Below are 24116 nucleotides of genomic sequence, written 5' to 3' on the forward strand. Positions count from 1 at the left end.
TAAATAAGAAATATCCAAGTGATAATGGTTATCATTTAATATGTGAATGGCAATATAAAGTAATTATCGGAGCTGATGTTTAAAAAAACAGACAGAACATAAACATAATATTTCTGCCTGGAACAAAGTGCATCTAATAGAAAATATCTCTAGCTCCTCAATAGTATTAACTCTATTCTGCTATAACCATATCGCTCCTAATTCTAATTTATCACTTTATAAATTAAACTGTGACGAATTCTATCTTCCAACAACGTGAATTACTGATATAGAGATGTGGTTTATTGCTATTAGGATCTAATTCAAAATCAATAATCAGTTCAGTACTGGGAGAGAAATAACTATTCCCGTAAATCCGCCGCAAGACTTCCTTTTTACCAATATAAACTACCCCATCAATATAAATCCCATCGCCAGAAGCGGAAACAGTAATCGTTGCTTCTGTTTCATGACTATAATATCGCCCTGCCAATCGCTGAATATCGATACCTCCGTCATCAACCCTCTTTTCAAGATAAAAAACATTGCCATTTTCATTAATCTGTTCCAGTGCAGTAACACTGTCATTTTCAATGATGGGTCTGAACCGGATTTTGCCTCCTTGCTCTTGGAATGTACCGTCAGAGTTAAAAATAATCGGGTTACCTTTTTCGAATAAATTACCTAACAAATAAGTCTCCTCCTTGGTAATAATATAAGGATAAGGCTCTTTCCCTCGGAAAATACCGGTGATATCGATATCACTGGTTAGGCAATACGGTTCTTCTGGCTTAATATCGGTGTCAAACAAGATATCAATATTCTGTTCCACCCATTTAGAAACATCAACACCTATTGCAGCGGTAATCGCGATACCTAATTTAGCATCCGGTAAAATACAAACATGAGATTTGAAGCCAGCATAAGAACCACCATGTTGTATTATCGTTTGCCCTTCGCGTTGACTGATAATCAAACCGTAAGCATAATTATTGCGATTGCCATTGGTTAAATCTGGTGTACGGGATAATTGAGGCAACAGATCCTGAACAATCGATGGTGAATAAAATGCTCTCATCCAACGACACAAATCATTCACGGTGGAGTGACCCCCACCACCACCCACAGCAGAATTATTGATATCGTCTCTTACCCACTGGTGCAGCTTATTATTATAAGCATAACCTATAGCCCGATCAGGAATAATCTCGGTTATATCATCATAGAAAAAGGTATCTTCCATCTTTAATGGAATGAAAATATTTTCTTCCGCATATTTCCTCAACGATTTACCTGAAATTACGCTGACTATTTCCGCCAGTAAACTATAGCCCGTGTTGCTATAGAGATAATACTCCCCAGATGTGAAATTAAGTGCCTGTTGCCGTTGGACCAGTTTTCTCACCAAATCAATATGACGGTGATCAAAGTCTGAATTTTTACCTGCCAAGTGATAAAGTAAAAATTTATCCCGTAACCCGCTGGTATGGTGAATAAGATGTTCAATGGTAATGTCAGAAAATTCTGCGGGGAAATAATCCAAATATTGTCCGACTTTATCCTTGACCCTGATCTTTCCTTCTTTCTCCAATAAGGCTATGCAAAAAGCCGTGAATTGTTTTGAAACACTCGCTAAATAGAATTTAGTATTAGGTTTTACAGCTACAGCATGTTCAATGCTAGCTTTCCCAATATGACGCTGATAAATGGTTTTATCGCCGTGGGTAACCGCAACGGCAAGAGCCCCTCCCTTTTTTTTATTTTCAATATTAACCAGTTCATCTATTTTATTGATAAATAATTTAATATTATCTGTAGATATTGTTAGTTCCACCATTAATTTCCTAATATTTAAAGTTATACAAGTAGGGCACATATATACAATCTGGTGATACAACATATGCGGGCAGAACTATAAGGCATAAACAAGAAACATCCAAGTGATAATGATTATCATTTAATGTATGAATGACAATATAAAGTAACTGTGGGTGAAAATCAAAATTAGCTAATTTTTACAAATAGTTATTTGATTTCATAAATCATTTTCGATCTAATGTTTACAAAAAATAGGCAGAACACAAATATAACCGTTCTACCTAGGATAAAGTGCATCTAATATAAAATATCTCCAGACTATCACAATAGTATCAATCCTATCCTACTAACGAAATACTGTCCTAAATTTTTATTTACTAACCTGTCAATTAAACCGAAACAAATTCCAAATTCAAGCAGCGCGAATTACTGACATAGAGACGACATTTATTTGAATCTGGATCAAACTCAAAATCAACAATAAGATTAGTTCCTGGGGATAAATAACTATTCCCATAAATATGCCGCAAAACCTCTTTTTTTACCGGATGGATAATCGCATCAATATAAACATTTTCATCAGCCGATATAATATTAATTACCGCCTCTGTTTCGTAACTATAATAACACCCTGACAATAGTTTAATATCGATACTCTCTTCATTATTCATTTTTTTAAAATAAAAAACATTACCATTTTCATCAATCCGTTCCAGTGCGATAACATTGTCATTTTCAATGATAGATCTGAACCGGGTTCTACCTCCTTGCTCTTGGAATGTACCGTCAGGATTAAAAGTAATCGGGTTACCTTTTTCGAATAAATTACCTAAAAAGTAAACATCTTCTTTGGTAATAACATAAGGATAAGACTCTATCCCTCGGAAAATACCGGTGATATCAATATTATCGGTTAGGTAATGCGGCTTTTCTGGCCCAACATCGGTATTAAGCAATATATCAATATACTGATCCACCCATTTAGCAACATTAACACCTATTGCAGCGGTTATCACAATACCTAATTTAGCATCTGGTAAAATACAAATATTATTTCTGAAGCCAGCATAAGCACCACTGTGTTGTATTATCGTTTGCCCTTCGCGTTGACTGATAATCAAACCGTAAGCATAATTGTTACGATTTCCATTGGTCAAATCTGGCGTACGGAATAATTGAGGCAATAGATCCTGAACAATAGATGGCGAATAAAACGCTCTCATCCAACGGCACAAATCATTCACGGTGGAATGAACCCCTGCACTACCCACCACAGAATTGTTGATATCGCTTCTTATCCACCGTTGCGAACTCTCATTATAAGTGTAACCCATCGCCCTGTCAGGGATAATCTCGGTTATATCATCGCAGATAAAGGTATCTTTCATCTTTAATGGGGCGAAAACATTTTCTTCTACATATTTTTTCAACGGCTGGCCTGAAACTACGCTGATGATTTCCCCCAGCAAATAATAGCCCGTGTTGTTATAAAGATAATATTCCCCAGTGGGGACATTCAATGCCTGTTGTCGTTGAATCAGTTTCCTTACTAAATCAGCATGGCAGTAGTCAAGATCTGAATTTTTACCTGCCAGACCATAAAGTAAAAACATATCCCGTAACCCACTGGTATGATGAATAAGATTTTCAATGGCAATATCAGAGAAATGCACGGGTAAATAATCCAAATATTGTTTGATTTTATCCTTGACGTTGAGCTTTCCTTCTTTCTCCAGCAAAGCTATACAAAAAGCCGTGAATTGTTTTGAAACACTCGCTAAATAGAATTTAGTATTAGGTTTTATAGCCACAGCATGTTCAATACTCGCTTTCCCGATATGACGCTGATAAATGGTTTTATTACCGTGGGTAACCGCAACGGCGAGAGCGCCACCCTTTTTTCTATCCTCAATATTAACTAATTCATCTATTTTTTTGATAAAAAATTTAATATTATCTGTGGATATTGTCAGTTTCATGATTAATCTCCTAATATTTATAAAAAACAGACAGAACATAAATATAATAGTTCTGCCTGGAACAAAGTGTATCTAATGGAAAATATCTTTAGGCCCTCATAATATTAATTCTATCCTACTCACGAAATGCTGTTATAAACTTATATTTACTAACCTGTGATTAAATTTCAACGAATTCCACATTCAAGCAACGTGAATTACCGATATAAAGACGAGATTTATTCGTGTCAGGATCAAATTCAAAATCAACAACAAACTCAGTACTGGGAGAGAAATAACTATTCCCATAAATACGTCGCAAAACCTCTTTTTTTACCGGATGGATAATCCCATCAATATAAATATCATCACCAGACACTATAATATTAATTACCGCCTCTGTTTCGTGACTATAATATCGCCCTGACAATAACTGAATATCAACACTACTTTCATTGTTCATCTTTTTCAAATAAAAAATGTTACCAATTTCATCAATATGTTCCAGCGCGATAACACTGTCATTTTCAATGACAGGTCTGAACTGGATTTTACTTCCTTGTTCTTGGAATGTACCGTCAGAGTTAAAAATAATCGGGTTACCTTTTGTAAATAAATTACCTAAAAAATAAAAATCTTCTTTAGTAATAATATAAGGGTAGGGCTCTATCCCTCGGAAAATACCGGTGATATCAATATCACTGGTTAAGCAATGTGGTTTTTCTGGCTCAGCATCGGTATTAAACAATATATCAATATACTTATCCGTCCATTTACCAACATCAACATCGGTTGCAGCAGTCATCGCGATACCTAATTTAGCATCTGGTAAAATACAAATATTAGCCCTGAAGCCAGCATAGGTACCACTGTGTTGTATTATCCTTTGCCCTGCACGTTGGTCGATAATCAAACCGTAAGCATAGTTGTTACGATTGCCATTGGTTAAATCTGGTGTACGGGATAATTGAGGCAGCAAATCCTGAACAATAGATGGTGAATAAAACGCTTTAGCCCAACGACATAAATCATTCACGGTGGAGTGAACCGCTGCACTACCCGTCACAGAATTATTGATATCGCTTCTTATCCACTGTTGCGAATTCTCATTATAAGTGTAACCCATCGCCCGATTAGAGATAATCTCGGTTATATCATCACAGATAATGGTATCTTTCATCTCTAATGGAGCGAAAATATTTTCTTCTGAATATTTTTTTAACGACCTACCTGAAACCACTCTGATGATTTCCCCCAGCAAATAATAGCCCGTGTTGCTATAAATATTATATTCCCCAATGGGAGCATTTAGTGTCTGTTGTCGTTGGATCAGTTTTTTCACTAAATCAGCATTGCAGTAGTCAAAACTTGAGTTTTTACCTGCCAGACTATAAAGTAAAAATACATCCCGTAACCCGCTGGTGTGATGAATAAGATGCTCAATGGTAATATCAGAGAAATGCTCGGGTAAATAATCCAAATATTGCCTGACTTTATCTTTGACATTGAGCTTTTCTTCTTTCTCCAACAAGGCTATGCAAAAAGCCGTGAATTGTTTTGAAGCACTCGCCAAATAGAATTTAGTATTAGGCTGTATAGCCACAGCATGTTCAATGCTCGCCTGCCCGATATGGCGCTGATAAATTATCTTATCATCGTGGATAATAGCAACTGCGAGAGCCCCACCTTTTTTTTCATTTTCAATATTAACCAGTTCATCTATTTTTTTGATAAATAAATTAATATTATCTTTAGATATCATCGATTTCATCATGAATTTCCTTATATAAGATTATAAAACAAGACATATATATGCAGTCTGATAGCAATAAATATGTTGTAAGTACTGTAAGACGGAAATAACCAACATCCAAGTAATAATGATTATCATTTAATATATAAAGAGAAACAGAAAGTAACTGCGGTTACTCATCAGAACAGATGAATTCGTACTAACAATGATTCACTACCAGCAATTATTTCAGAACTCATACTTAAATTCAGAATTAAACAGACTGTTACTATTCATAATCATAGCAATGATGGGGAGGAAAAGAAATACAAGCAAAACGCATGCACACTGTGATTAATCTTAACTGTGTGCATGCGGGTATTCATCTCTTACATTTATACCCGTCATCTTTCAAGTTGCCTCTTTGTTGGCTGCACTCACTCACCCCGGTCACATAGTTACCTATGCTCCCGGGGATTCGCTCCCTTGCCATCGCGATGCATCTTGAAATCCATAGGGTATACATCCGTCATATATAAATGTAGAGGCATATTTAGCTATAGCCAAATATTGGGGAAGCTTTCAATATCACAATCACTTTTACAATAGTGAAATTATCCCAATACACAACTAGTGTAATAGTGGCTACCATATGCAAGATACTTAATGCAAACATTGCTGCATCCCAAAGGGAATATCTCCAGATAGCCATCATTATTCCTAGTCAAGATAAGACTGTAAAGTTCCGCGCCGTCTTACATCCACTGTTGCACAATGGAAGGAACCGCCGAACGTATTAAAATTCCTGAAATTACATGGAATAGGCGTAAAGCCCCAGCGTTTCATCGCAGCGATCATTGGTTCATCCTGCTTTTCAACAATCACTCGCTGTTCATCCAACATCAGAATATTCATGTTGATCCATTTACTGGTCGTATACAGAGGATGGTCATCAGGAATAACTGGTTTCGGTGCATGTAATACATCCCAGTTCCTAAACAATTCAGGAATTTTTAATACTTTTTCTGGGTGAATTAACAGTTTTCCTGGCGCCATAGGAACAAAGGTGGCATCAATGTGCATAGGGCTATCATCGTTAAATTCAAAAACATGAATACGATATTCATCACCTATATGACGACGAAGCCATTCAATACCAAATTCGTTTGTAACATGGCTCTTTTGAGCAATGATGTCTCTCCCACATCGAATAAAATCCGCAGCATCAAAAGTCGGTTCAAACTCAGTTATAGCAAGGGGAACACGCTCCTTGCTATTAGGCTGATGCCATTCGAAATTATATTGTTCCTCGGTCAACTGTGGCTTTGGCCCGGCGCTCCATTTTGCACCTTTCTTAAAGTAATCTTTAAGTAAAGTCTTATATGCCGCTGTCTCAAAATAACGGGAACGCCATGCTAGCGGGCATTCAATAATATCATTTCCAATAACTAACAGCACATCGCGAGGCATTGCACAATAAAACCCTGTACTACTCCAGCCTGGTGCGCCAAATACCTGAGATTGGTCTTGCGGATCTGGACGACGTACTGTCACACCTTCACCTTCAAGAATATGGACAAACTCTTCTAACTCTCTAGATGCTGCATCAATTTGCTCTTGCGGGAATGACCGACCTGCATACCGATGAAAATTAGCAATCTGATTCGGTGGTAATATTGGCTCTATCGCCATATGCCAACCGGGAAATCTGGCGCCATCAACGACACCGACAATAACCTCCTCAAGTGGATCCCATTCATTAAAAGAACAAACTGGGGAAGTATTCTTACTATTACAATCTGTTACATTTGAATCAAGCATGTCGTCTCCTGATATTTTAATATTATGTCGCTTTAAAACTATAACAATTGTATTAATTGCGACCCTATTTTCATCAAAATAAACCTCTTAGAAAAAATTCAATTTCAATATATCATCATACATAATATTATGGATTTACATTTCTTTCTGTTTAAAAAGTCAAATTAACTATGATTTTTTTAGATCTGCCAAATCCAACAAAAAAATCATAACATTAGCTATTTAAAACAGTAAAAAACTATTAAAAAATTTATTTTTTCATCATAAAACTTTCAATTAAGGTAATAATATAAAAAACAACTTTATAGTTTCACTTTGATTTTATCACTCTAAAATAATAATATAAATTTGTCTTCGAGCAATAATATATGGACATTTAAATTTGTAAAGGAATTAAATTTAAGCATTGTAAAATAGAGTTAATGTGATTGTTTGCTTTATAATTATCACCGTTAAAACATTACCATAAATAAACCACAATTTATTTATAAAATATAGATTATTTAATTTCACAATAATTCATTCAAATAGGAACAGGAAGAACGTAAATATTCACGTTCTTCCTACGGTTAGGTGCATTTGATAATTGATTATATCGCTCAAACTAAATCCAATTATTCTACGCACTCATTTAGAAATTTAACAAATACTTCTTAAATTTCAACACCTACTATATATTTGATCTTAGTAAGATTACTTTTTGCGACTTTTACTTTTACATCTAATTTTTCATGAAGAACACGTAACAGAGAAAGATAGAGTAACACAATCTTGTCTTTATCTTTATCACCATCAACAAGTAATAGATGAAAATCATCAACTACGCCTAAAATATTTAGACTAACGATAACTGAGCTGGGTGACAGAATATCAATATTGACCTTCTCTACTTTACCCACTTTAAGCTCATCATCGACAATCAGCTCTTCATTTAATAAAATATCTTTCTTAATTATCATAGCATAAACTCCAAAATTTAATCTAATCAATTGATAAATAACTTATATCGCTCAAAAACACATACAATAAGCTATTTATCTTGCCCACACAAAACGGTAACCATTTTCACTAGAAAACAAGGTGTTTATCAGGAATTTATCCAGCATTTAGATAATATCTACAGCATTTTTGGTGCCATATTGATGCTTTATCTAATACATATAACTATAGATGCCATTAATGTATTGTCAATAAAATAAAAAAATAAATTTAATTAATTTAAAATCAATATTTTATTACCCAATAGAAAATAAAAAAGATATTACATCCTATAATGAGCAGGATATTTCAGTAATTTTTTCAATCGAATATAATGACAGAGATAAATAATAATGAGAAATAAACAGCTATTTCTCTCTACTCTACAAAAGCTAAAGTCGAGAACATCATTTCATAAACAACAAATAATTCATAACGTTTTAATACTATATTTTATAGAAATAACGAGCGGTATATTAATCAAGTGATGATTTATAGTAAATATTATAATTACATCCCATTCACCCATTATAATAACAAGAATATAAAATAAATCTCAAGCAATTATATTATTAAATTTATTACAAATCACTAATCATCAATTTGTTATTTATATATATTTTATTAACAAATGAGATATGGAATTAACAACAATCACTACGAAAAAATAATATCCAAAAAACGTGGTGTCAATTTTGACTATACCACGTTTTATTTCCAAATTTAATATCACTTCCCAATATGAAAAAATCGATGAATTAATACTATTTTAGATAACAGACGGTTATCCATAATCCCTAGATAACCAATTCTTTATATCTTCAACTATAGGAGTAATTTGCAAAACACCTTCACTATTCCTAAATCCATGACTGAGACCTGGGTATTGATAAAAGGTAATATTATCTTTCTTTAATTGTTCTTCCATTTTTATCGCTGAGCCAGGGCTGACGGAATTATCATTTAGTGTTTGAATAATCAAGATAGGTCTTTTAGTTTGACTTAACACTTTATATTGATCAATACCAAGTGAGATTCTCCACCAATTAGCACCGTGATTACTCATCTCTATATGACCCATATTATTCCCGGTAGCTATTTTTTGCTGAAAATCCCTAAATCCTTTAATTGCTTCATCGATATGCTCTGGTGGCACCTCACTCCTCATACTATGAATAACATCATCAGCGAAATACCGACCTCCACCATTCAGTGACACTGTTTTATCAATATAATTGACTTGTGATGTCATTAAATTAGCAACCACAGCTCCTTCACTTCCACCTAAAATAACGATCTTCTTATATTTATTCTGATGTTTCAGATAATCAATGATCTGAATATAATCCTTAACTCGCTGCTCTGGTGTATCCAACCGAATATAAGCCTTAGGACAATCTAAACGCTCAACAACATCAGACCAAGGGAGTGATGCATTAATGCCATATTTTTCCACAGTCAGAACATCACTATCGGGATAAATATCACTGAATGTGTTATTCACAAACTTATTATTAGCGATACTATTACAATCAGAACCCTGTATCAGCACCAATAGATTCTTACCACCTCTTTGCTTAAGATAGTAAGTTATTTCACTACCATCATGACGGAAAAACTGTTTATGCGTATTTGTATTTGAGTAAGCGAAACCTATACAACACGAAAAAAGTAAAACAGATGTCAGAATTTTCTGTTGTAAATTAAAACAATATGCTTTCATTAATCTCTCCTTTAATTAACATATACAAAGACCACAAATTGACGATATTGTTCCCGTCAAAAAAACTTTTAAAATTTGAAAGCAAGGTTCAGAGTTTTTTATCCAAAGTGCTAACTATAATCACTAAACAACCATATATTTGGAGAGAAGAAATGAAAACGACTTTATCCATAAAACTCTATTAGCCGCGCATTTCTGGCGACAAGAATCAAGTGCAGGGTATTGATGTTGTTGTTAGTTTTCATTTATTTAGCTGGTATGGTGTATTGTTGCTATTATTTAGTAAACCCGGCAAATATCACCGGGTATTATGATGCGTTTTTTAACATCAAGACATCATGATGGTTTTCGGAATGATGAAGGGTTCCTCTGAACCTGCTGCTCATTAATGGAAGAAAATAAATAGTAAATTTTGTCCTCTACTGATGGGTCTCTTTTCATTTTTATGACAATTTTGGAATCCTCTCTGGGAACACGATAATAAGCTATAAGCCCTTTGTCCTGATTTTCATAATCAAAATCGAGAACCAAGATTTTTTCATCCCCTGAATCCGGATAATAATAATACTCTTCGAAATAAACCACTTGCCCATCCTTAACAAAGATAATCTTGGAAAAAATATCAGTCCTTTCCTTTAAATCCGCGCCAATGACAGACTTAATTTCGTCAAGATTCCAACCACTATCAATAATATACAACGTGTCCCATTTAAACGGCGTGATTTTGCTAATATTAACCAAGCAGTCTGTATTTTGCTGGCAATGTTTATCAGCATAATCAAACATACTCTTAACAATGCTAAACTGTCGGTTACTACTGAACATAAAAAAAACTATCAGCAATGTACATGAAAAAAAATAATTTTATTTTTTCTGCTGTTCCAATTGCATCGCCAATAGTTACTCAGGTGAAAAGCCATCTTCATTTCCTCTTTCAAATACCGAGTTCATATAAGAAAACTGCTCATCGGTGATTTTTTCTTTGACAATCTCAAACCCCATCGCATTTTTCTTGGCAACATACAGTCCCTCTTTATGAAAGCGATTCAACACTGCCTTGGCCTGCGCTTTCATGGACGAGTTCCTGCTTTGTAGGCCAATCCTACGCCCTATCTGGTTATTGAGTAAATCAATTGTCTGATCTGCGTCCTTAAGGGCAGCAAACTGCCGGATGTTAAGATCTATTTTAGGATCACTTTCATGAGCATTGCCTGCATGGAGTGCAACTTCTTCACCATACCGAGCAGCAATGGTAGCTTGCCATAGTGTATGCCGGAAGGCATTGACTTGGGAGCCTTCCTTATATTTATTATCCAGTAACGTACCATTGGGGTTCGTTTTACTATTCCCCTGGGTCGAAAAACGCACCGCATTAGTCGTGATATTGGTAGCACCTCTTTCGTAGAGCCCAATATCATAGGCTGCAATAGGGTGCCGCATCGCAAATAAGATTTCCTTCATTTTCTGAGGCAAGTTATTGCTCTCTCCAGTATAAGCACCATACCAATCTTCAGGATAGCTAGCATCTTCCTCTGTTTTATACCCATATTTTTTATCAAAATCAGCCAGGTATGTAGTTAATTTTTTTATTTTACCTACCTCATTATTAATATTACCATTTGCTTTTATTAATTCATTTAAAACAAAAAGATTTCTTTCTGTCAGCGGCATATTATCATGTAGCTCTTTTATAGCTTTATTATAATTTACTTCTCCTATAGATCCTTTAAGATTATTATAAAACTTATCATATTTTGAATCTCTTGCATCCCTTCCATAAACAAATATTTGTAAAACAGCTTGAATTTTAACTGGTAGTAATCTAAATGAATTTATCTTCTGCTCTAGAAAAAATCGATCATCAAAAAATTCTCTCAGAGTATTCACATTTGAATTAATTCTTCCTTCAAACTTAGATACATAACTCATTACAACAGGTAATGTTGAATTAAAAACATACCCATTAGCCATAATTGGTCTGGTGATATGTGGATTACCCATCAAAAATGCTTTTTTCTCTGAGCCAAATTTTTTCATCCCCCTCAATATATTCTCACAGTCTCTTTTTAAAACCGGGCAATCTTTTCTTTCACAATAACCAATTCTTTATATCTTCAACTATAGGAGTAATCTGCAAAACACCTTCACTATTCCTAAATCCATGACTGAGACCTGGGTATTGATAAAAGGTAATATTATCTTTCTTTAATTGTTCTTCCATTTTTATCGCTGAACTAGGACTGACTGAATTATCATTTAGTGTTTGAATAATCAATACAGGTCTTTTAGACTGACTTAACACCTTATATTGATCAATACCGAGTGCGACTCTCCACCAATTAGCACCGTGATTACTCATCTCTATATGAATCATATGATTCCCAGCACTTATTTTCTGCTGAAAATCCCTAAATCCTTTAATTGCTTCATCGATATGCTCTGGTGGCACTTCACTCATCATACTATGAATAACATCATCAGCGAAATACCGACCTCCACCATTCAGTGACACTGTTCTATCAATATAATTGACTTGTGATGTAATTAAATTGGCAACTATTGCCCCTTCACTGCCACCCAAGATAATGATCTTGTTATATTCATTCTGATGTTTCAAATCACCAATGATCTGAATATAATCCTTAACCCGCTGTTCTAGAGTATCCGATCTAATATAAGCCTTAGGACAATCTGAACGTTCAACAGCGTCAGACCAAGGGAGTGATGCATTAATGCCATATTTTTCCACGGTCAGAATCACTATCAGGATAAATATCACTGAATGTGTCATTCACAAACTTATTATTAGCGATACTATTACAATCAGAACCTTGTATCAGCACCAACAAATTCTTACCGCCTCTTTATTTAAGATAGTAAGTTATTTCACTACCATCATGGCGGAAAAACTGTTTATGCGTATTTGTATTTCAGTAAGCGAAACCTATACAACATGAAAAAAGCACAACAGAAAGATTATTGCCGCTTTGTCCGCCTCAGATTTTATAGATAGAAGGGTATCTTTGACTTTGTTTAGCGATAAGTCCGTATTTACAAGGTTGATCAAAGCTGAAAATAAAATAAGGATATTATTATGACTCTTGCTGCCGGGATTGACATCGCTAAATATAAAACGGACTCGCCCTTAGGTAAGTCCGTATGAAGTTGTTGAATCAATTACTGACACCTATCTGTTTCATAAGCTCGCCCTCATCCCAGAACAGATACTCTTCATCCATAACGACGCCTTCAAATCCTTTAGCTTTGACTTTGGTCCAGTGCCCAAGCGTTGCCATAGGGAGGTGATAAGACTTACCTGTAGGTTTGATAACCTTACCACCACCCAGATCCATGGGTTTCGTAAATGTTCCATCAGTAAATCCCGTTACAGCAGTCCATTCTCCATCATTTGTACCAAACCGCACCGGGTGCTCTGTGATTCGGTTGTCAGGGGCAAATGTCCACATATACTTCAGATCGTCAATGTGCTTTTTAATGCCCTTGGTAGTATGACCATCAGGATAGTGAACAATAATGTCCATGGCATGGCTCTTATGTAGCTCCCACCATTTTTGGTTTGTATAGACATTGAAATCAAGGTCGTCAAAGTTAGCCAGATTCTTTGCCAGAACTGCGGACATACCTTTAACTTTAGGTGCGGGTTGATTTACTTTCGTGCCGGGCCAATTATTCTGCACCGCAAACACTATTGGACTGGCAGTAAACAGTAAAAGTGTGAATAACGATAATCTCTTGCGACTTTTCATGATCTTTCCTCTTTGTTAGTGCTAAAGGAACTAAAAGATTGTTCTATAACGAATTAAGTACTGTTGGACCCCCTTACATTGGATAGATTAAAAATGGTAGTTCATCAGTTTGCTTGGCCTTGATTAGATGGAGAAGAACCCTCCAAAACAACACGATTTAATCAAAGAGAAAATAACTAAACTGACTCACACACCGGATAATATCGTATAGAAAATCATCAAGGCCCCCGATACTACGCCTAATAGAAAAGCCTGTAAATAGTCACAACAAGTAATTATAACGATGAAAAACAAACCAATGTCGATTGGCCGTTTCGATCACAGGAGTCGCATTTGATGATTAATTTATTGATTTAATGTTGATAATTTGTGTTGGATAAATGAATAACCCCCATAAACACCCCCAAATGGTTTTGATCAGGTATTCCTGGAGCGTCTGGGTTGCCCACTGGCGGAATTGAGTGCCTCGGGGAGAGCGGACACGGTAACCGACAGCAAGAATGACGGGCAGGCTGTAGTGAAGCATATTGCGGCTTACCTGACGATTTCCTTCCTGTTGAACTTGTAAGTAAGACTTACAGGTTGCATTTTGTTCAAGCTCGCCTTCTTCGTAGATCGCTTTAATGTGTTGCATAATGGCCTGGGGAGTGACCCGGTAAAGGTTCGCAATGGTTGCTTGAGGTAGCCACAATGTCTCTTGCTCAAAGCGACATTCAACACGCACTTCGCCGTCATCACTAGCAAACATAATAAATTCGCCTGCCGGGGATTGGGTTAAGTGTTTATCTGTCATGCCGCCTCCGCTTTCATCTGACTCACAACGCTGTAATCCGCTTAGTATGCCAGAGATCTATGTTGAAGCTCATTACGCGTATAGCGTTTATTTTGCTGGCAACGGTTGATATGAGTTGATTACAGTAGAATAATTTTGCTTATTTTTCTGGTGTTACAAGGGATTTGTTGACGCTGGGAGAGTTCACAAGAGGCTAATTGGCGGAAGATCACAGGAGTCGAACCTGCCAGAGACCGCTGGCGGCCTCATCTGGATTTGAAGTCCAGCCGCCCCACCGGGGACGATGATCTTCCATATCAATACAAAGAATTATGAGAAGGAGCTAATCATAACGCATATTATCTGGCTTCTGAATCCGTTTGCTGAAATCATTCTCAATTTCCTAAAAAGCATTAAATTTTATTGTTCATAAGCTCAACATTCGCGTTGAGTTTGTCGAATTTTACCTACATCTTATTAGCCGATACCCATTACGATACAGGGTTGCTCCGCTCAGCAATGTATCCAAACACACATAAAAAGGACGTTTTATATGACTAATCCGTTACTCGTTCCATCAGGTTTACCAAAATTTTCTTCTATTAAACCAGAACATGTTGTTCCGGCTGTAAAAGAAGTCATTGCCAATTATCGCCAAACCGTCGAAAAAATCTTGGCCGAGAATACAGTTTTTACCTGGGATAATCTGTGTCAACCACTGGCCGAAGCAGGTGATAAACAGTCCCGTGCATGGTCACCAGTCAATCATCTGAATGCAGTTAAGAACAGCCCAGAATTACGCGCCGTCTATGAAGAAAGTTTACCGTTACTGTCCGAATTCAGTACCTGGTTAGGTCAGCATAAGGGATTATATCAAGCCTATAAGTCATTACGTGAAAGTGCTGAGTTTGAGAAGCTTTCTGTGCCTCAACGCAAAGTTGTCGAAAATGCACTGCGTGATTTTAAACTATCAGGTATTGGTCTGCCTGAAGAGAAGCAGAAACGCTATGGCGAGATCAGTGCACGTTTGTCAGATTTAAGTTCGCAATTCAACAATAATGTGCTCGATGCCACTATGGGCTGGACTAAATTAATCACTGACGTGAAAGATCTGTCCGGCCTGCCTGAAAGCGCAATCGCCGCCGCTAAAGCACAGGCAGAAGCCAAAGGACAAAAAGGCTGGTTACTGACTCTAGAAGCGCCAAGTTATCAGCCAGTTATCACCTATGCAGATAACCGTGAACTGCGTCGGGAAATTTATTACGCCTACAATACTCGCGCATCCGATCAAGGCCCAAATGCAGGTAAATGGGATAACAGCGAAGTGATAGCCGAAACCCTCGCGCTGCGCCATGAACAGGCTCAATTGCTTGGTTTAAAAAATTATGCTGAACAATCCCTTGCAACCAAAATGGCAAAAACCCCTAAGGAAGTGTTGGATTTTCTGAATGATTTGACAAAACGCGCGCGTCCACAGGGAAAAGAAGAAGTAGATGAATTAAAAAGCTTTGCTAAATGGCATCATTGCGCCCATAAGCTGGAAGCCTGGGATATGACTTATTATGGCGAAAAACAAAAACAGTACGAATTCTCTATCAATGATGAGCAATTACGTCCTTATTTCCCAGAACAAAAGGCTGTTGAAGGTCTATTCGAAGTTATTCGCCGTATCTATGGTATTACTGCCAAAGAGCGCCATGATGTAGAAACCTGGCATCCGGATGTCCGTTTCTTTGATCTGTATGATGACACCAATGAGCTGCACGGTAGCTTCTATATGGATCTGTACGCACGCGAGAATAAACGTGGCGGCGCTTGGATGGATGAGTGTATCAGCAAAATGCGTCGTTCCAACGGCGAACTGCAAAAGCCTGTCGCTTATCTGAACTGCAACTTCAATAAACCTGTTGGCGATAAACCAGCGCTGTTCACCCACAGTGAAGTCAACACTCTGTTCCACGAGTTTGGTCACTGTCTACATCTGATGCTGACCCAGATTGAAACTGCCGGCGTTTCTGGTACTAATGGTGTACCGTGGGATGCGGTAGAAATGCCAAGCCAGTTCATGGAGAACTGGTGTTGGGAACCAGAAGCACTGGCATTTATCTCTGGTCACTACGAAACTCAAGAACCTCTACCACAATCCATGTTGGATAATCTGTTAGCAGCGAAAAACTATCAGGCTGCTATGCGGATCTTGCGTCAACTTGAGTTTGGTCAGTTCGATTTCCGCCTGCATGTTGATTATGATCCAAAGAAAGGTGCTCAGACCATGAAGACTTTAAAGGAAGTGAAGAAATTGGTCTCGGTAGTGCCTTCACCTGAATGGGGCCGTTTCCCACACTCATTCACCCACATCTTCTCCGGTGGTTATGCTGCGGGTTACTATAGTTATCTATGGGCTGATGTGTTGGCAGCCGATGCTTACTCCCGCTTCGAGGAAGAAGGTATTTTTAACCGCGAAACCGGCCAATCTTTCCTTGATAACATTTTGTCCCGTGGTGGTTCCGAAGAGCCAATGGAACTGTTCAAACGTTTCCGTGGCCGTGAACCAAAACTGGATGCAATGCTGCGCAAGGCCGGTATCAAAGGATAATTAAGGTGGGTATCTGTTTAATCTGTGAACAAGGCGCTGATAACAGTGCCTTATCTCAACTGGTAGAGCGCTGGGGGTTGGTACATAACGAAAGCGCTATTATAGCGTTGGTCCTTACCCCTCAACGCCTTGAACTTCGCAAACGAGATGAACCAAAGCTAGGTGGCATCTATGTCGATTTTGTATCAGGTACAATGGCCCATCGCCGCCGCTTTGGTGGCGGACGCGGTGAAGCTATCGCTAAAGCCATAGGGATCAAAAAAGATTATCTGCCAACAGTCGTAGATGCTACCGCAGGCCTGGGGCGCGATGCCTTTGTACTGGCATCTCTGGGTTGTCATGTAAGAATGCTGGAACGCCATCCTGTAGTCGCGGCATTGCTGGATGATGGGCTACAACGGGGGTATCAGGATGAAGAAATTGGTGGCTGGCTGCAAGAGCGCATGACACTGCTCCATACCTCCAGCATTACAGCGCTGGCCGATATTACGCCACAGCCCGATGTCGTTTATCTTGATCCCATGTATCCACATAGGCAGAAAAGTGCACTGGTGAAAAAAGAGATGCGGGTGTTCCAATCTCTGGTTGGCGCTGATGAAGATGCTGATAGTTTGCTATCCCCTGCACGCGCTTTGGCAAAACGCCGCGTCGTGGTAAAGCGGCCTGATTATGCAGAACCCTTAGCTGGAGTCGCTGCATCAGCAGCTATCACCACGAAAAACCACCGTTTTGACATTTATCCTTGTTAAAAAAATCAGCCGTATATTGCGGCTGATATCTTTTAGCCTACAGAATACCTTGAGCAAGCATGGCGTCAGCAACTTTCACAAATCCAGCAATATTCGCACCCTGAACATAATTGGTCTGTTTACCCTCGCCACCATACTCAACACAGGCGTGGTGAATATCTAGCATGATGTGATGCAAACGTGCATCCACTTTTTCAGCCTTCCAACCTAAACGGGCCGCATTTTGTGCCATTTCCAGACCAGATGTTGCCACGCCACCCGCATTGGCTGCTTTACCTGGTGCAAATAGCACACCGGCTTCAATAAAGGCTTCAGTTGCTGAAATAGTTGCTGGCATATTCGCCCCTTCAGCAACAGCTTTAACGCCATTCTTGATAAGAACCTTGGCCGCATCCAAATCCAGTTCATTCTGGGTAGCACATGGCAAAGCGATATCAACTGGCACAGACCACGGTTGTAACCCTTTCAAGAAAGTCAGACCCCGCTCTCTGGCATATTCTTCCACTCGGCCATAGTGTTGGTTTTTTATCTCTTCAAGATGAGCCAGCTTCTCTGGTGTGAAACCCTCCTCATCGACCAAGGTACCGCCGGAATCCGAAGCGGTTACCACTTTCGCTCCCAATGCCATACATTTTTCAATCGTATATTGCGCGACATTACCAGCACCGGAAACCGATACGCGCATATCTTCAAAACTCATGCCATGACGTTTTAACATGGCATTGACGAAATAGACCAGACCATAACCAGTTGCTTCCGGGCGAATCAAACTACCGCCAAAAGAGAGACCTTTGCCAGTAAATACACAAGCCGTGTTGTTAGAAAGCTTCTTCATCATCCCTGACATAAAAGCCACTTCACGGCCACCCACACCAATATCGCCTGCGGGAACATCGGTATCTGGCCCCAAATGGCGGTACAATTCTGTCATTAATGCCTGACAAAAACGCATCACTTCGCCTTGGCTTTTTCCTTTAGGATCAAAATCTGAACCGCCTTTACCTCCACCCATTGGTAAGGTTGTCAGCGCATTTTTCAAGGTTTGTTCAAAGCCCAAGAATTTCAGAATAGAGAGGTTCACTGATGGATGAAAACGCATACCACCTTTATATGGCCCAATGGCTGAGTTGAACTGCACTCGCCATGCACGGTTTACCTGAACTTTACCGTGATCATCTACCCAACAAACCCGGAACTGGATAACCCTTTCTGGCTCCACCATACGCTCCAATAAGCTGTGTTCGCGGTATTTTGGATTTTGTTCAAGAAACGGCCAAAGAGAGGTGAATACTTCCCGAACAGCCTGGAGATATTCTGGTTGATATTCATCCCTGCGTTGAATCGATCCAAGAAATGAAGACAAAGATAGTAAACAGCTCATTTAGTTATTCCTTATTTCTACTTCGGTTGTGATGGGACCCCAGTCATTTTCTAATAATTATTTTTGTCGAAAATGTGAGGTAAGTTGTGTTTGCCCTTTGAATATATCACTGTTCTATATTCATCTTTCAAGAAGTTTTTTTGCAGAAAGGTAAAAAAAATTTCTTGATTGCATCGGGTATAAACCAAACAACACTCCATTTCACCCAAAAAAATGCCTGCATAAGCAGGCAATTTTATCGAATAACTTTTCAATCTGTTGTCATTCATCATCACGCAGAGGAACAATCAGCATATCAACATGAACCGTGTTAATTAACTGACGAGCAGAAGACATCAATTTGCTCCAGAAATCCTGATGATGACCGCAAACAACCATATCTATGTCATATTTCTTAATTGCATCAACGAGTACTTGCCCCAGATCACCGCTACCACTCAGGGTTTCCTGAATGTCATAGTCTGAATCTGCAGAGAGAGCTTTCAGCGCACTGCGGGTCTCGTCAGTAATACGTTGCTGCATATCACCGAGATTAACATCAATCAAACCGGTGTAGAGATCGGAATAGTTAACATCAACATGGATCAGGGAAACTTTGGCATTGTCCGGTTTAGCCATAGAAACAGCTTTTCTCACCAAAACCTGACTTTCCGGGGATAAATCAACCGCAACAAGAATATGTTTGTAAGCCATAAGCGAACTCCTTCCATAATGCCGAATTAGTGAGTTGGCAGGGCAAATTGCCACTATCCTGTGTTTATTACTACTGAGAATGCTCTTCAAGTACTGTTTCGATCACAGCTCATCGTATTTAGCGACTGGACAAAGAACATCCACCAAACAACATATACCACAATTGCTCTTCCTGCCACTTGATGGATAACAAAATCCTACTCTGAATTTATGACCTTCCTTGAAACTCAATATATTTACGCGAACAACTAATCAGTCTCTCTAGAGTTGTATGGTTGGATAAAACTGACTAGATAAGTGTTTATGATGTTTTTCTGCCAGTTTTGTCCCAACTGACACAGAACAGGTTTTTTGTACTATCTGACTATCTTTCCTACAATAAATATAAGGTGTCACCACCTGCAATTTTGATTTTTTCTTTTTTGTGACAGCTCTAGCTAACCATTCTAAGGAGGGGATTATGTTCAGTACAATCGCACTGTTTTGGGCACTGTGTCTTGTCTGCATTATCAATATGATGCGCTACTTCTCTTCACTACGAGCATTGCTGTCCATTCTTCGTCAGTCTGATCCCTTACTTTATCAATCAGTAGACGGTAACGGCTTTTTCACTACTCATGGGCAACTTAATAAGCAGATACGGCTAGTGAACTACATCAATTCACAACGTTACCTTGATCATCATGATCCAGAAGTTGTTCTTCGTTGTGAAAGGTTGAGAAAACAATTTATTTTGACCAGTGCACTGAGTGGACTAGTTGTTATTTGCCTGATTTCTATGTTGATTTGGTATTAAAGAAAAAGGCGGTATAGTTGATCCATACCGCCTTCAAATTATCCATTAAAATAATTAAATCAGTTTCAAAGCGAACCAGTAAAGCGTACCGGACAACCCGATTGAAACCGGCAGCGTCAGTATCCAAGCCAACATGATATTCTGGATGGTTTTACCCTGAACACCACCGCCATCGACTAACATCGTTCCAGCCACCGCAGAAGAAAGTACCTGCGTAGTAGAGACCGGCATACCGGTATAACTCGCAACACCAATTGAAACAGCAGCAGTCATCTGAGCTGAAACACCCTGCGCGTAGGTCATACCTTTTTTGCCAATCTTCTCACCAATAGTGACTGCAACACGTTTCCAGCCAACCAGCGTTCCCAAAGACAGAGCTAGTGCTACCGCAATGATAATCCAGACAGGTGCATATTCAACGGTGTGTAATAAATCTTTCCGCAATTTATTCAGGAAACGGGCGTCTTCAGCACGGGTTTCCGGAAGTTTAGCCAGAGACTCAGCCGTATCAGCAATACACATCAACATGCGACGCATATTGTTACGCTGTTCAGCACTCAGCTCACTGTAGCTCTGAATGCCCTTTAATAGGCTTTCTGTCTGATCAAGAACAACGACAGCACGCGTAATATCACAATGGAATCGCCCTTCCGGTTCATCTTCCGCAACAGCAACCGAGGGCGTCAGTTCAATTGCATGGGATAACGCTGCGCCATGCTGCTGATAATATTGCTGCAAGTGAGTAATGGCATCGTAGGTACGGGCAATGTCATAACCATTGGCATTCATGTTTACGACAAATCCCGCTGGAGCTACACCAATTAGCACCAGCATAATCAAACCGATACCTTTCTGACCATCATTCGCCCCATGAGAGAAGCTGACACCTACCGCAGATAAAATCAGCGCAGTGCGTGTCCAGAAAGGAGGTTTACGCTTACCATCCTTCTTTTCACGTTCAGCGGGAGTCAGATGAATACGTTTACGTTTCTTGGTGCTACTCCAGTAACGGCGCAGTAGAAACACGATTGCCCCCGCAATGATCAATCCGATTAAAGGAGAGAGGATCAACGACAGGAAAATCTGTATCATCTTTGGCACATTCAACGCATCAACCACAGAAGAACCAGTTACGATCGCATTGGTCAAACCGATACCAATGATAGAACCAATCAGGGTATGAGAACTGGATGCAGGTAAACCGAAATACCAGGTCCCAAGGTTCCAGACAATCGCAGCCAGCAACATGGAAAACACCATAGCAAGGCCATGAGCAGAACTGACATTGAGAAGAAGATCGGTTGGAAGTAAATGTACAATCGCGTAAGCGACACTTAATCCACCAAGAAGAACACCAAAGAAGTTAAATACCCCAGCCATAACAACGGCGAACTGTGCTCGCATAGCACGGGTATAAATAACTGTTGCTACCGCATTCGCGGTATCATGAAAGCCATTAATGGCTTCATAAAATAGCACAAACAGTAGTGCCAGTACTAACATTAGGCTGGTGTGAAAATCCAGGCCAGTAAAAAGATGTAGCATAAACGTTAAGCCAGTTAGTTGGACATGAACGCGGCGCATTATCAGTGACAAATGCTAGCGGGGGAAGTGAAATATGAACTTTTTTTGATTTCATGACAACTAGATAACAATAAGAAATAGGAATACTCCTTATATATCATTAAATTACATATCTTTTAAAAAATTGACAATTTTAAGTTATAAAGGACTTTTTCCCTACAAACTTATCAAAAATACAACATATTAGGGGAAATTCCCCACTAAATTATTTAGTCATAAAGAGAAAAACAGTGGAAAAATTTGATGCGGTGATTATTGGTGCCGGTGCAGCAGGTTTGTTCTGTGCAGCTCAGGCTGGACAGCTCGGTTTACGGATACTCGTTCTGGATAATGGTAAAAAAGTCGGGCGTAAGATTTTGATGTCCGGTGGTGGACGTTGCAACTTCACTAATATGTACACAGAACCATCAGCTTATCTTTCTGCTAACCCTCATTTTTGCAAATCGGCTCTGGCCCGTTATACACAATGGGATTTTATCGAACTGGTTCAACGTCATGGCATTGCTTACCATGAAAAAACACTAGGACAGCTTTTCTGTGATGATTCCGCCCAACAGATAGTTGATATGTTGCTGAAAGAGTGTGAAGCCGGTCAGGTCACTATTCGTCTGCGCAGTGAAGTTAGCCAGGTAGAAAAAAATGAGCAAGGTTTCGTTATCATCGTTAACGGAAAAGAAGTAAGTACACGCTCACTTGTTATCGCTTCCGGTGGGTTATCTATGCCAGGTCTTGGAGCAACGCCTTTTGGTTATCGAATTGCAGAACAGTTCGGCATGAAAGTCTTGCCAACCCGCGCCACCCTTGTACCTTTTACTCTGCATAAACCACTACTGGAGCAACTTCATATGCTCTCTGGCGTGTCTGTTCCCGCCATTGTTACCGCCGAAAATGGCGTTCTGTTCAAAGAAAATATCCTGTTTACTCACCGAGGACTCTCTGGTCCAGCAATCTTACAAATTTCCAGTTACTGGCAATCAGGAGAGTTTGTGAGTATTAACTTACTTCCAGATAGTGATCTGGAAGCCCTTCTGGAGAAAGAGCGGAGTTCTCATCCAAACCAAAGCGTAAAAAATACTTTGGCAAAATTATTACCAAAGCGGCTGACAGAGTGCCTGCAAACGCTCGGTCAGATCCCAGATATTGCTCTTAAACAACTAACCCCAAATCAGCAAAAACAGTTGGCTGTAAACCTCCAATCATGGCGGGTACAACCCAACGGAACGGAAGGCTATCGCACCGCTGAAGTGACAATGGGCGGTGTTGATACTCACCAACTTTCATCCAAAACGATGGAAGCTAATCAGGTAAAAGGACTCTACTTTATTGGTGAAGTGGTAGACGTCACCGGCTGGCTTGGTGGCTATAACTTCCAATGGGCATGGAGTTCCGCTTGGGCATGTGCTCAAGCATTGTGACTGGTGTGGAGAGACAATTAAGTTTGCCCGTAAGAGCGATTTTCCTTATGTTCTTACTGGCAACCATAGCAGCCACAACGGGTTTTCAGTATGGGGCACGACAGAAAACTAGAAACCCTTGAAGATTACAAAAGAGCCATTTATGTATTACGGTGAGTGTCTTATCGTCACAGGTTGTTCTGAATGTAGGTATACATCTCATCCAAATGTTTCTGCAGCATTTTGCGCTGTCTCTTATACACAAATCCCTCAGTAAATATTGAGGAATTTGTGTACTTCTGCCTAAATGATAGTTTTCAGGATAAAACGATAAATTGAGGTAAATTGACCAGGTTTGTAACGGAAGCAGAACAC

At 38.9% G+C, this 24116-nt stretch carries 18 protein-coding genes, 1 tRNA gene and 1 pseudogene; 4 read left to right on the top strand and 16 right to left on the bottom strand.

Annotation, left to right across the window (positions count from 1 at the left end; all coding sequences use genetic code 11):
* Window positions 1–223: 223 nt before the first annotated feature.
* From AACQ83_RS15625 to AACQ83_RS15685, 13 genes and pseudogenes are all read right to left on the bottom strand, one after another.
* Window positions 224–1816, bottom strand: a complete 1593-nt coding sequence (locus AACQ83_RS15625; protein ID WP_112878466.1) for a serine hydrolase domain-containing protein — start codon at window positions 1814–1816, stop codon at window positions 224–226.
* Between the two features lie 370 nt (window positions 1817–2186).
* The gene (locus AACQ83_RS15630) at window positions 2187–3776 is read right to left on the bottom strand and encodes a serine hydrolase domain-containing protein (protein WP_112878467.1); all 1590 of its coding nucleotides are present in this window, start codon (window positions 3774–3776) and stop codon (window positions 2187–2189) included.
* Window positions 3777–3936: 160 nt separating this feature from the next.
* Entirely contained in the window at window positions 3937–5529 is a 1593-nt protein-coding gene (locus tag AACQ83_RS15635; protein WP_112878468.1) for a serine hydrolase domain-containing protein, read from the bottom strand.
* Window positions 5530–6040: 511 nt separating this feature from the next.
* On the bottom strand, window positions 6041–6199 hold the full coding sequence (locus AACQ83_RS15640; protein ID WP_158539352.1) for a hypothetical protein: 159 nt from the start codon (window positions 6197–6199) through the stop codon (window positions 6041–6043).
* Window positions 6200–6207: 8 nt separating this feature from the next.
* Window positions 6208–7308, bottom strand: a complete 1101-nt coding sequence (locus AACQ83_RS15645) for an amidinotransferase (protein ID WP_112878469.1) — start codon at window positions 7306–7308, stop codon at window positions 6208–6210.
* Window positions 7309–7961: 653 nt separating this feature from the next.
* Window positions 7962–8267 (bottom strand): Cro/Cl family transcriptional regulator, encoded by a 306-nt coding sequence (locus AACQ83_RS15650; RefSeq protein ID WP_112878470.1) that lies wholly within the window; start codon window positions 8265–8267, stop codon window positions 7962–7964.
* Window positions 8268–9070: 803 nt separating this feature from the next.
* Window positions 9071–10009 (bottom strand): alpha/beta hydrolase family protein, encoded by a 939-nt coding sequence (locus tag AACQ83_RS15655; protein ID WP_112878471.1) that lies wholly within the window; start codon window positions 10007–10009, stop codon window positions 9071–9073.
* Between the two features lie 336 nt (window positions 10010–10345).
* Window positions 10346–10795: a hypothetical protein gene (locus AACQ83_RS15660; protein WP_112878472.1), complete on the bottom strand. Its 450-nt coding sequence runs from the start codon at window positions 10793–10795 to the stop codon at window positions 10346–10348.
* A gap of 114 nt (window positions 10796–10909) precedes the next feature.
* Complete coding sequence (locus AACQ83_RS15665) at window positions 10910–12046, bottom strand: DUF6973 domain-containing protein (protein WP_112878473.1); 1137 nt, start codon at window positions 12044–12046, stop codon at window positions 10910–10912.
* Between the two features lie 52 nt (window positions 12047–12098).
* Window positions 12099–12758 carry an alpha/beta hydrolase family protein gene (locus AACQ83_RS15670; RefSeq protein WP_240000828.1) on the bottom strand — a complete coding sequence of 220 codons (660 nt, stop codon included), beginning with the start codon at window positions 12756–12758 and terminating at the stop codon, window positions 12099–12101.
* Window positions 12759–13182: 424 nt separating this feature from the next.
* Window positions 13183–13776, bottom strand: coding sequence for a hypothetical protein (locus AACQ83_RS15675; protein WP_112878474.1), 594 nt, complete (start codon window positions 13774–13776; stop codon window positions 13183–13185).
* A gap of 412 nt (window positions 13777–14188) precedes the next feature.
* Window positions 14189–14569: pseudogene (locus AACQ83_RS15680) on the bottom strand (virulence RhuM family protein); the annotation flags it as partial.
* 198 nt (window positions 14570–14767) lie between these two features.
* Window positions 14768–14862, bottom strand: a tRNA-Sec gene (locus AACQ83_RS15685).
* 239 nt (window positions 14863–15101) lie between these two features.
* On the opposite strand from AACQ83_RS15685, the gene prlC reads away from it, so the two are divergent.
* Both prlC and rsmJ read left to right on the top strand, forming a co-directional pair.
* Window positions 15102–17144, top strand: coding sequence for an oligopeptidase A (prlC, locus tag AACQ83_RS15690; protein ID WP_112878475.1), 2043 nt, complete (start codon window positions 15102–15104; stop codon window positions 17142–17144).
* 5 nt (window positions 17145–17149) lie between these two features.
* Window positions 17150–17893 carry a 16S rRNA (guanine(1516)-N(2))-methyltransferase RsmJ gene (gene rsmJ, locus AACQ83_RS15695; RefSeq protein ID WP_192881036.1) on the top strand — a complete coding sequence of 248 codons (744 nt, stop codon included), beginning with the start codon at window positions 17150–17152 and terminating at the stop codon, window positions 17891–17893.
* A 37-nt stretch (window positions 17894–17930) separates the two neighbouring features.
* Here rsmJ and gdhA read toward each other — a convergent pair whose 3' ends face one another.
* Together gdhA and uspA are read right to left on the bottom strand one after the other, a co-directional pair.
* Entirely contained in the window at window positions 17931–19274 is a 1344-nt protein-coding gene (gdhA, locus tag AACQ83_RS15700) for an NADP-specific glutamate dehydrogenase (protein ID WP_112878477.1), read from the bottom strand.
* A 261-nt stretch (window positions 19275–19535) separates the two neighbouring features.
* Window positions 19536–19967, bottom strand: a complete 432-nt coding sequence (gene uspA, locus AACQ83_RS15705; protein ID WP_036779007.1) for a universal stress protein UspA — start codon at window positions 19965–19967, stop codon at window positions 19536–19538.
* A 460-nt stretch (window positions 19968–20427) separates the two neighbouring features.
* Between uspA and uspB the strand changes: the two genes are divergently transcribed.
* The gene (gene uspB / locus AACQ83_RS15710; protein ID WP_049583893.1) at window positions 20428–20763 is read left to right on the top strand and encodes a universal stress protein UspB; all 336 of its coding nucleotides are present in this window, start codon (window positions 20428–20430) and stop codon (window positions 20761–20763) included.
* Between the two features lie 54 nt (window positions 20764–20817).
* On the opposite strand, the gene pitA is transcribed toward uspB, so the two are convergent.
* Window positions 20818–22308 carry an inorganic phosphate transporter PitA gene (gene pitA, locus AACQ83_RS15715; protein ID WP_112878478.1) on the bottom strand — a complete coding sequence of 497 codons (1491 nt, stop codon included), beginning with the start codon at window positions 22306–22308 and terminating at the stop codon, window positions 20818–20820.
* Window positions 22309–22577: 269 nt separating this feature from the next.
* On the opposite strand from pitA, the gene AACQ83_RS15720 reads away from it, so the two are divergent.
* Window positions 22578–23762, top strand: a complete 1185-nt coding sequence (locus AACQ83_RS15720) for an NAD(P)/FAD-dependent oxidoreductase (RefSeq protein ID WP_112878479.1) — start codon at window positions 22578–22580, stop codon at window positions 23760–23762.
* Window positions 23763–24116: the final 354 nt, after the last annotated feature.

This window comes from Photorhabdus sp. S10-54 (genome assembly GCF_963878145.1).
GTDB classification, from domain to species: domain Bacteria; phylum Pseudomonadota; class Gammaproteobacteria; order Enterobacterales; family Enterobacteriaceae; genus Photorhabdus; species Photorhabdus kayaii.

Excerpts from the sequence above, each read along its gene's own strand:
- AACQ83_RS15625 (WP_112878466.1), bottom strand. The coding sequence starts at position 1,816 with ATGGTGGAACTAACAATATCTACAGATAATATTAAATTATTTATCAAT.
- AACQ83_RS15630 (WP_112878467.1), bottom strand. The coding sequence starts at position 3,776 with ATGAAACTGACAATATCCACAGATAATATTAAATTTTTTATCAAAAAA.
- AACQ83_RS15635 (WP_112878468.1), bottom strand. The coding sequence starts at position 5,529 with ATGATGAAATCGATGATATCTAAAGATAATATTAATTTATTTATCAAA.
- AACQ83_RS15640 (WP_158539352.1), bottom strand. The coding sequence starts at position 6,199 with ATGGCTATCTGGAGATATTCCCTTTGGGATGCAGCAATGTTTGCATTA.
- AACQ83_RS15645 (WP_112878469.1), bottom strand. The coding sequence starts at position 7,308 with ATGCTTGATTCAAATGTAACAGATTGTAATAGTAAGAATACTTCCCCA.
- AACQ83_RS15650 (WP_112878470.1), bottom strand. The coding sequence starts at position 8,267 with ATGATAATTAAGAAAGATATTTTATTAAATGAAGAGCTGATTGTCGAT.
- AACQ83_RS15655 (WP_112878471.1), bottom strand. The coding sequence starts at position 10,009 with ATGAAAGCATATTGTTTTAATTTACAACAGAAAATTCTGACATCTGTT.
- AACQ83_RS15660 (WP_112878472.1), bottom strand. The coding sequence starts at position 10,795 with ATGTTTGATTATGCTGATAAACATTGCCAGCAAAATACAGACTGCTTG.
- AACQ83_RS15665 (WP_112878473.1), bottom strand. The coding sequence starts at position 12,046 with ATGAAAAAATTTGGCTCAGAGAAAAAAGCATTTTTGATGGGTAATCCA.
- AACQ83_RS15675 (WP_112878474.1), bottom strand. The coding sequence starts at position 13,776 with ATGAAAAGTCGCAAGAGATTATCGTTATTCACACTTTTACTGTTTACT.
- prlC (WP_112878475.1), top strand. The coding sequence starts at position 15,102 with ATGACTAATCCGTTACTCGTTCCATCAGGTTTACCAAAATTTTCTTCT.
- gdhA (WP_112878477.1), bottom strand. The coding sequence starts at position 19,274 with ATGAGCTGTTTACTATCTTTGTCTTCATTTCTTGGATCGATTCAACGC.
- uspA (WP_036779007.1), bottom strand. The coding sequence starts at position 19,967 with ATGGCTTACAAACATATTCTTGTTGCGGTTGATTTATCCCCGGAAAGT.
- uspB (WP_049583893.1), top strand. The coding sequence starts at position 20,428 with ATGTTCAGTACAATCGCACTGTTTTGGGCACTGTGTCTTGTCTGCATT.
- pitA (WP_112878478.1), bottom strand. The coding sequence starts at position 22,308 with ATGCTACATCTTTTTACTGGCCTGGATTTTCACACCAGCCTAATGTTA.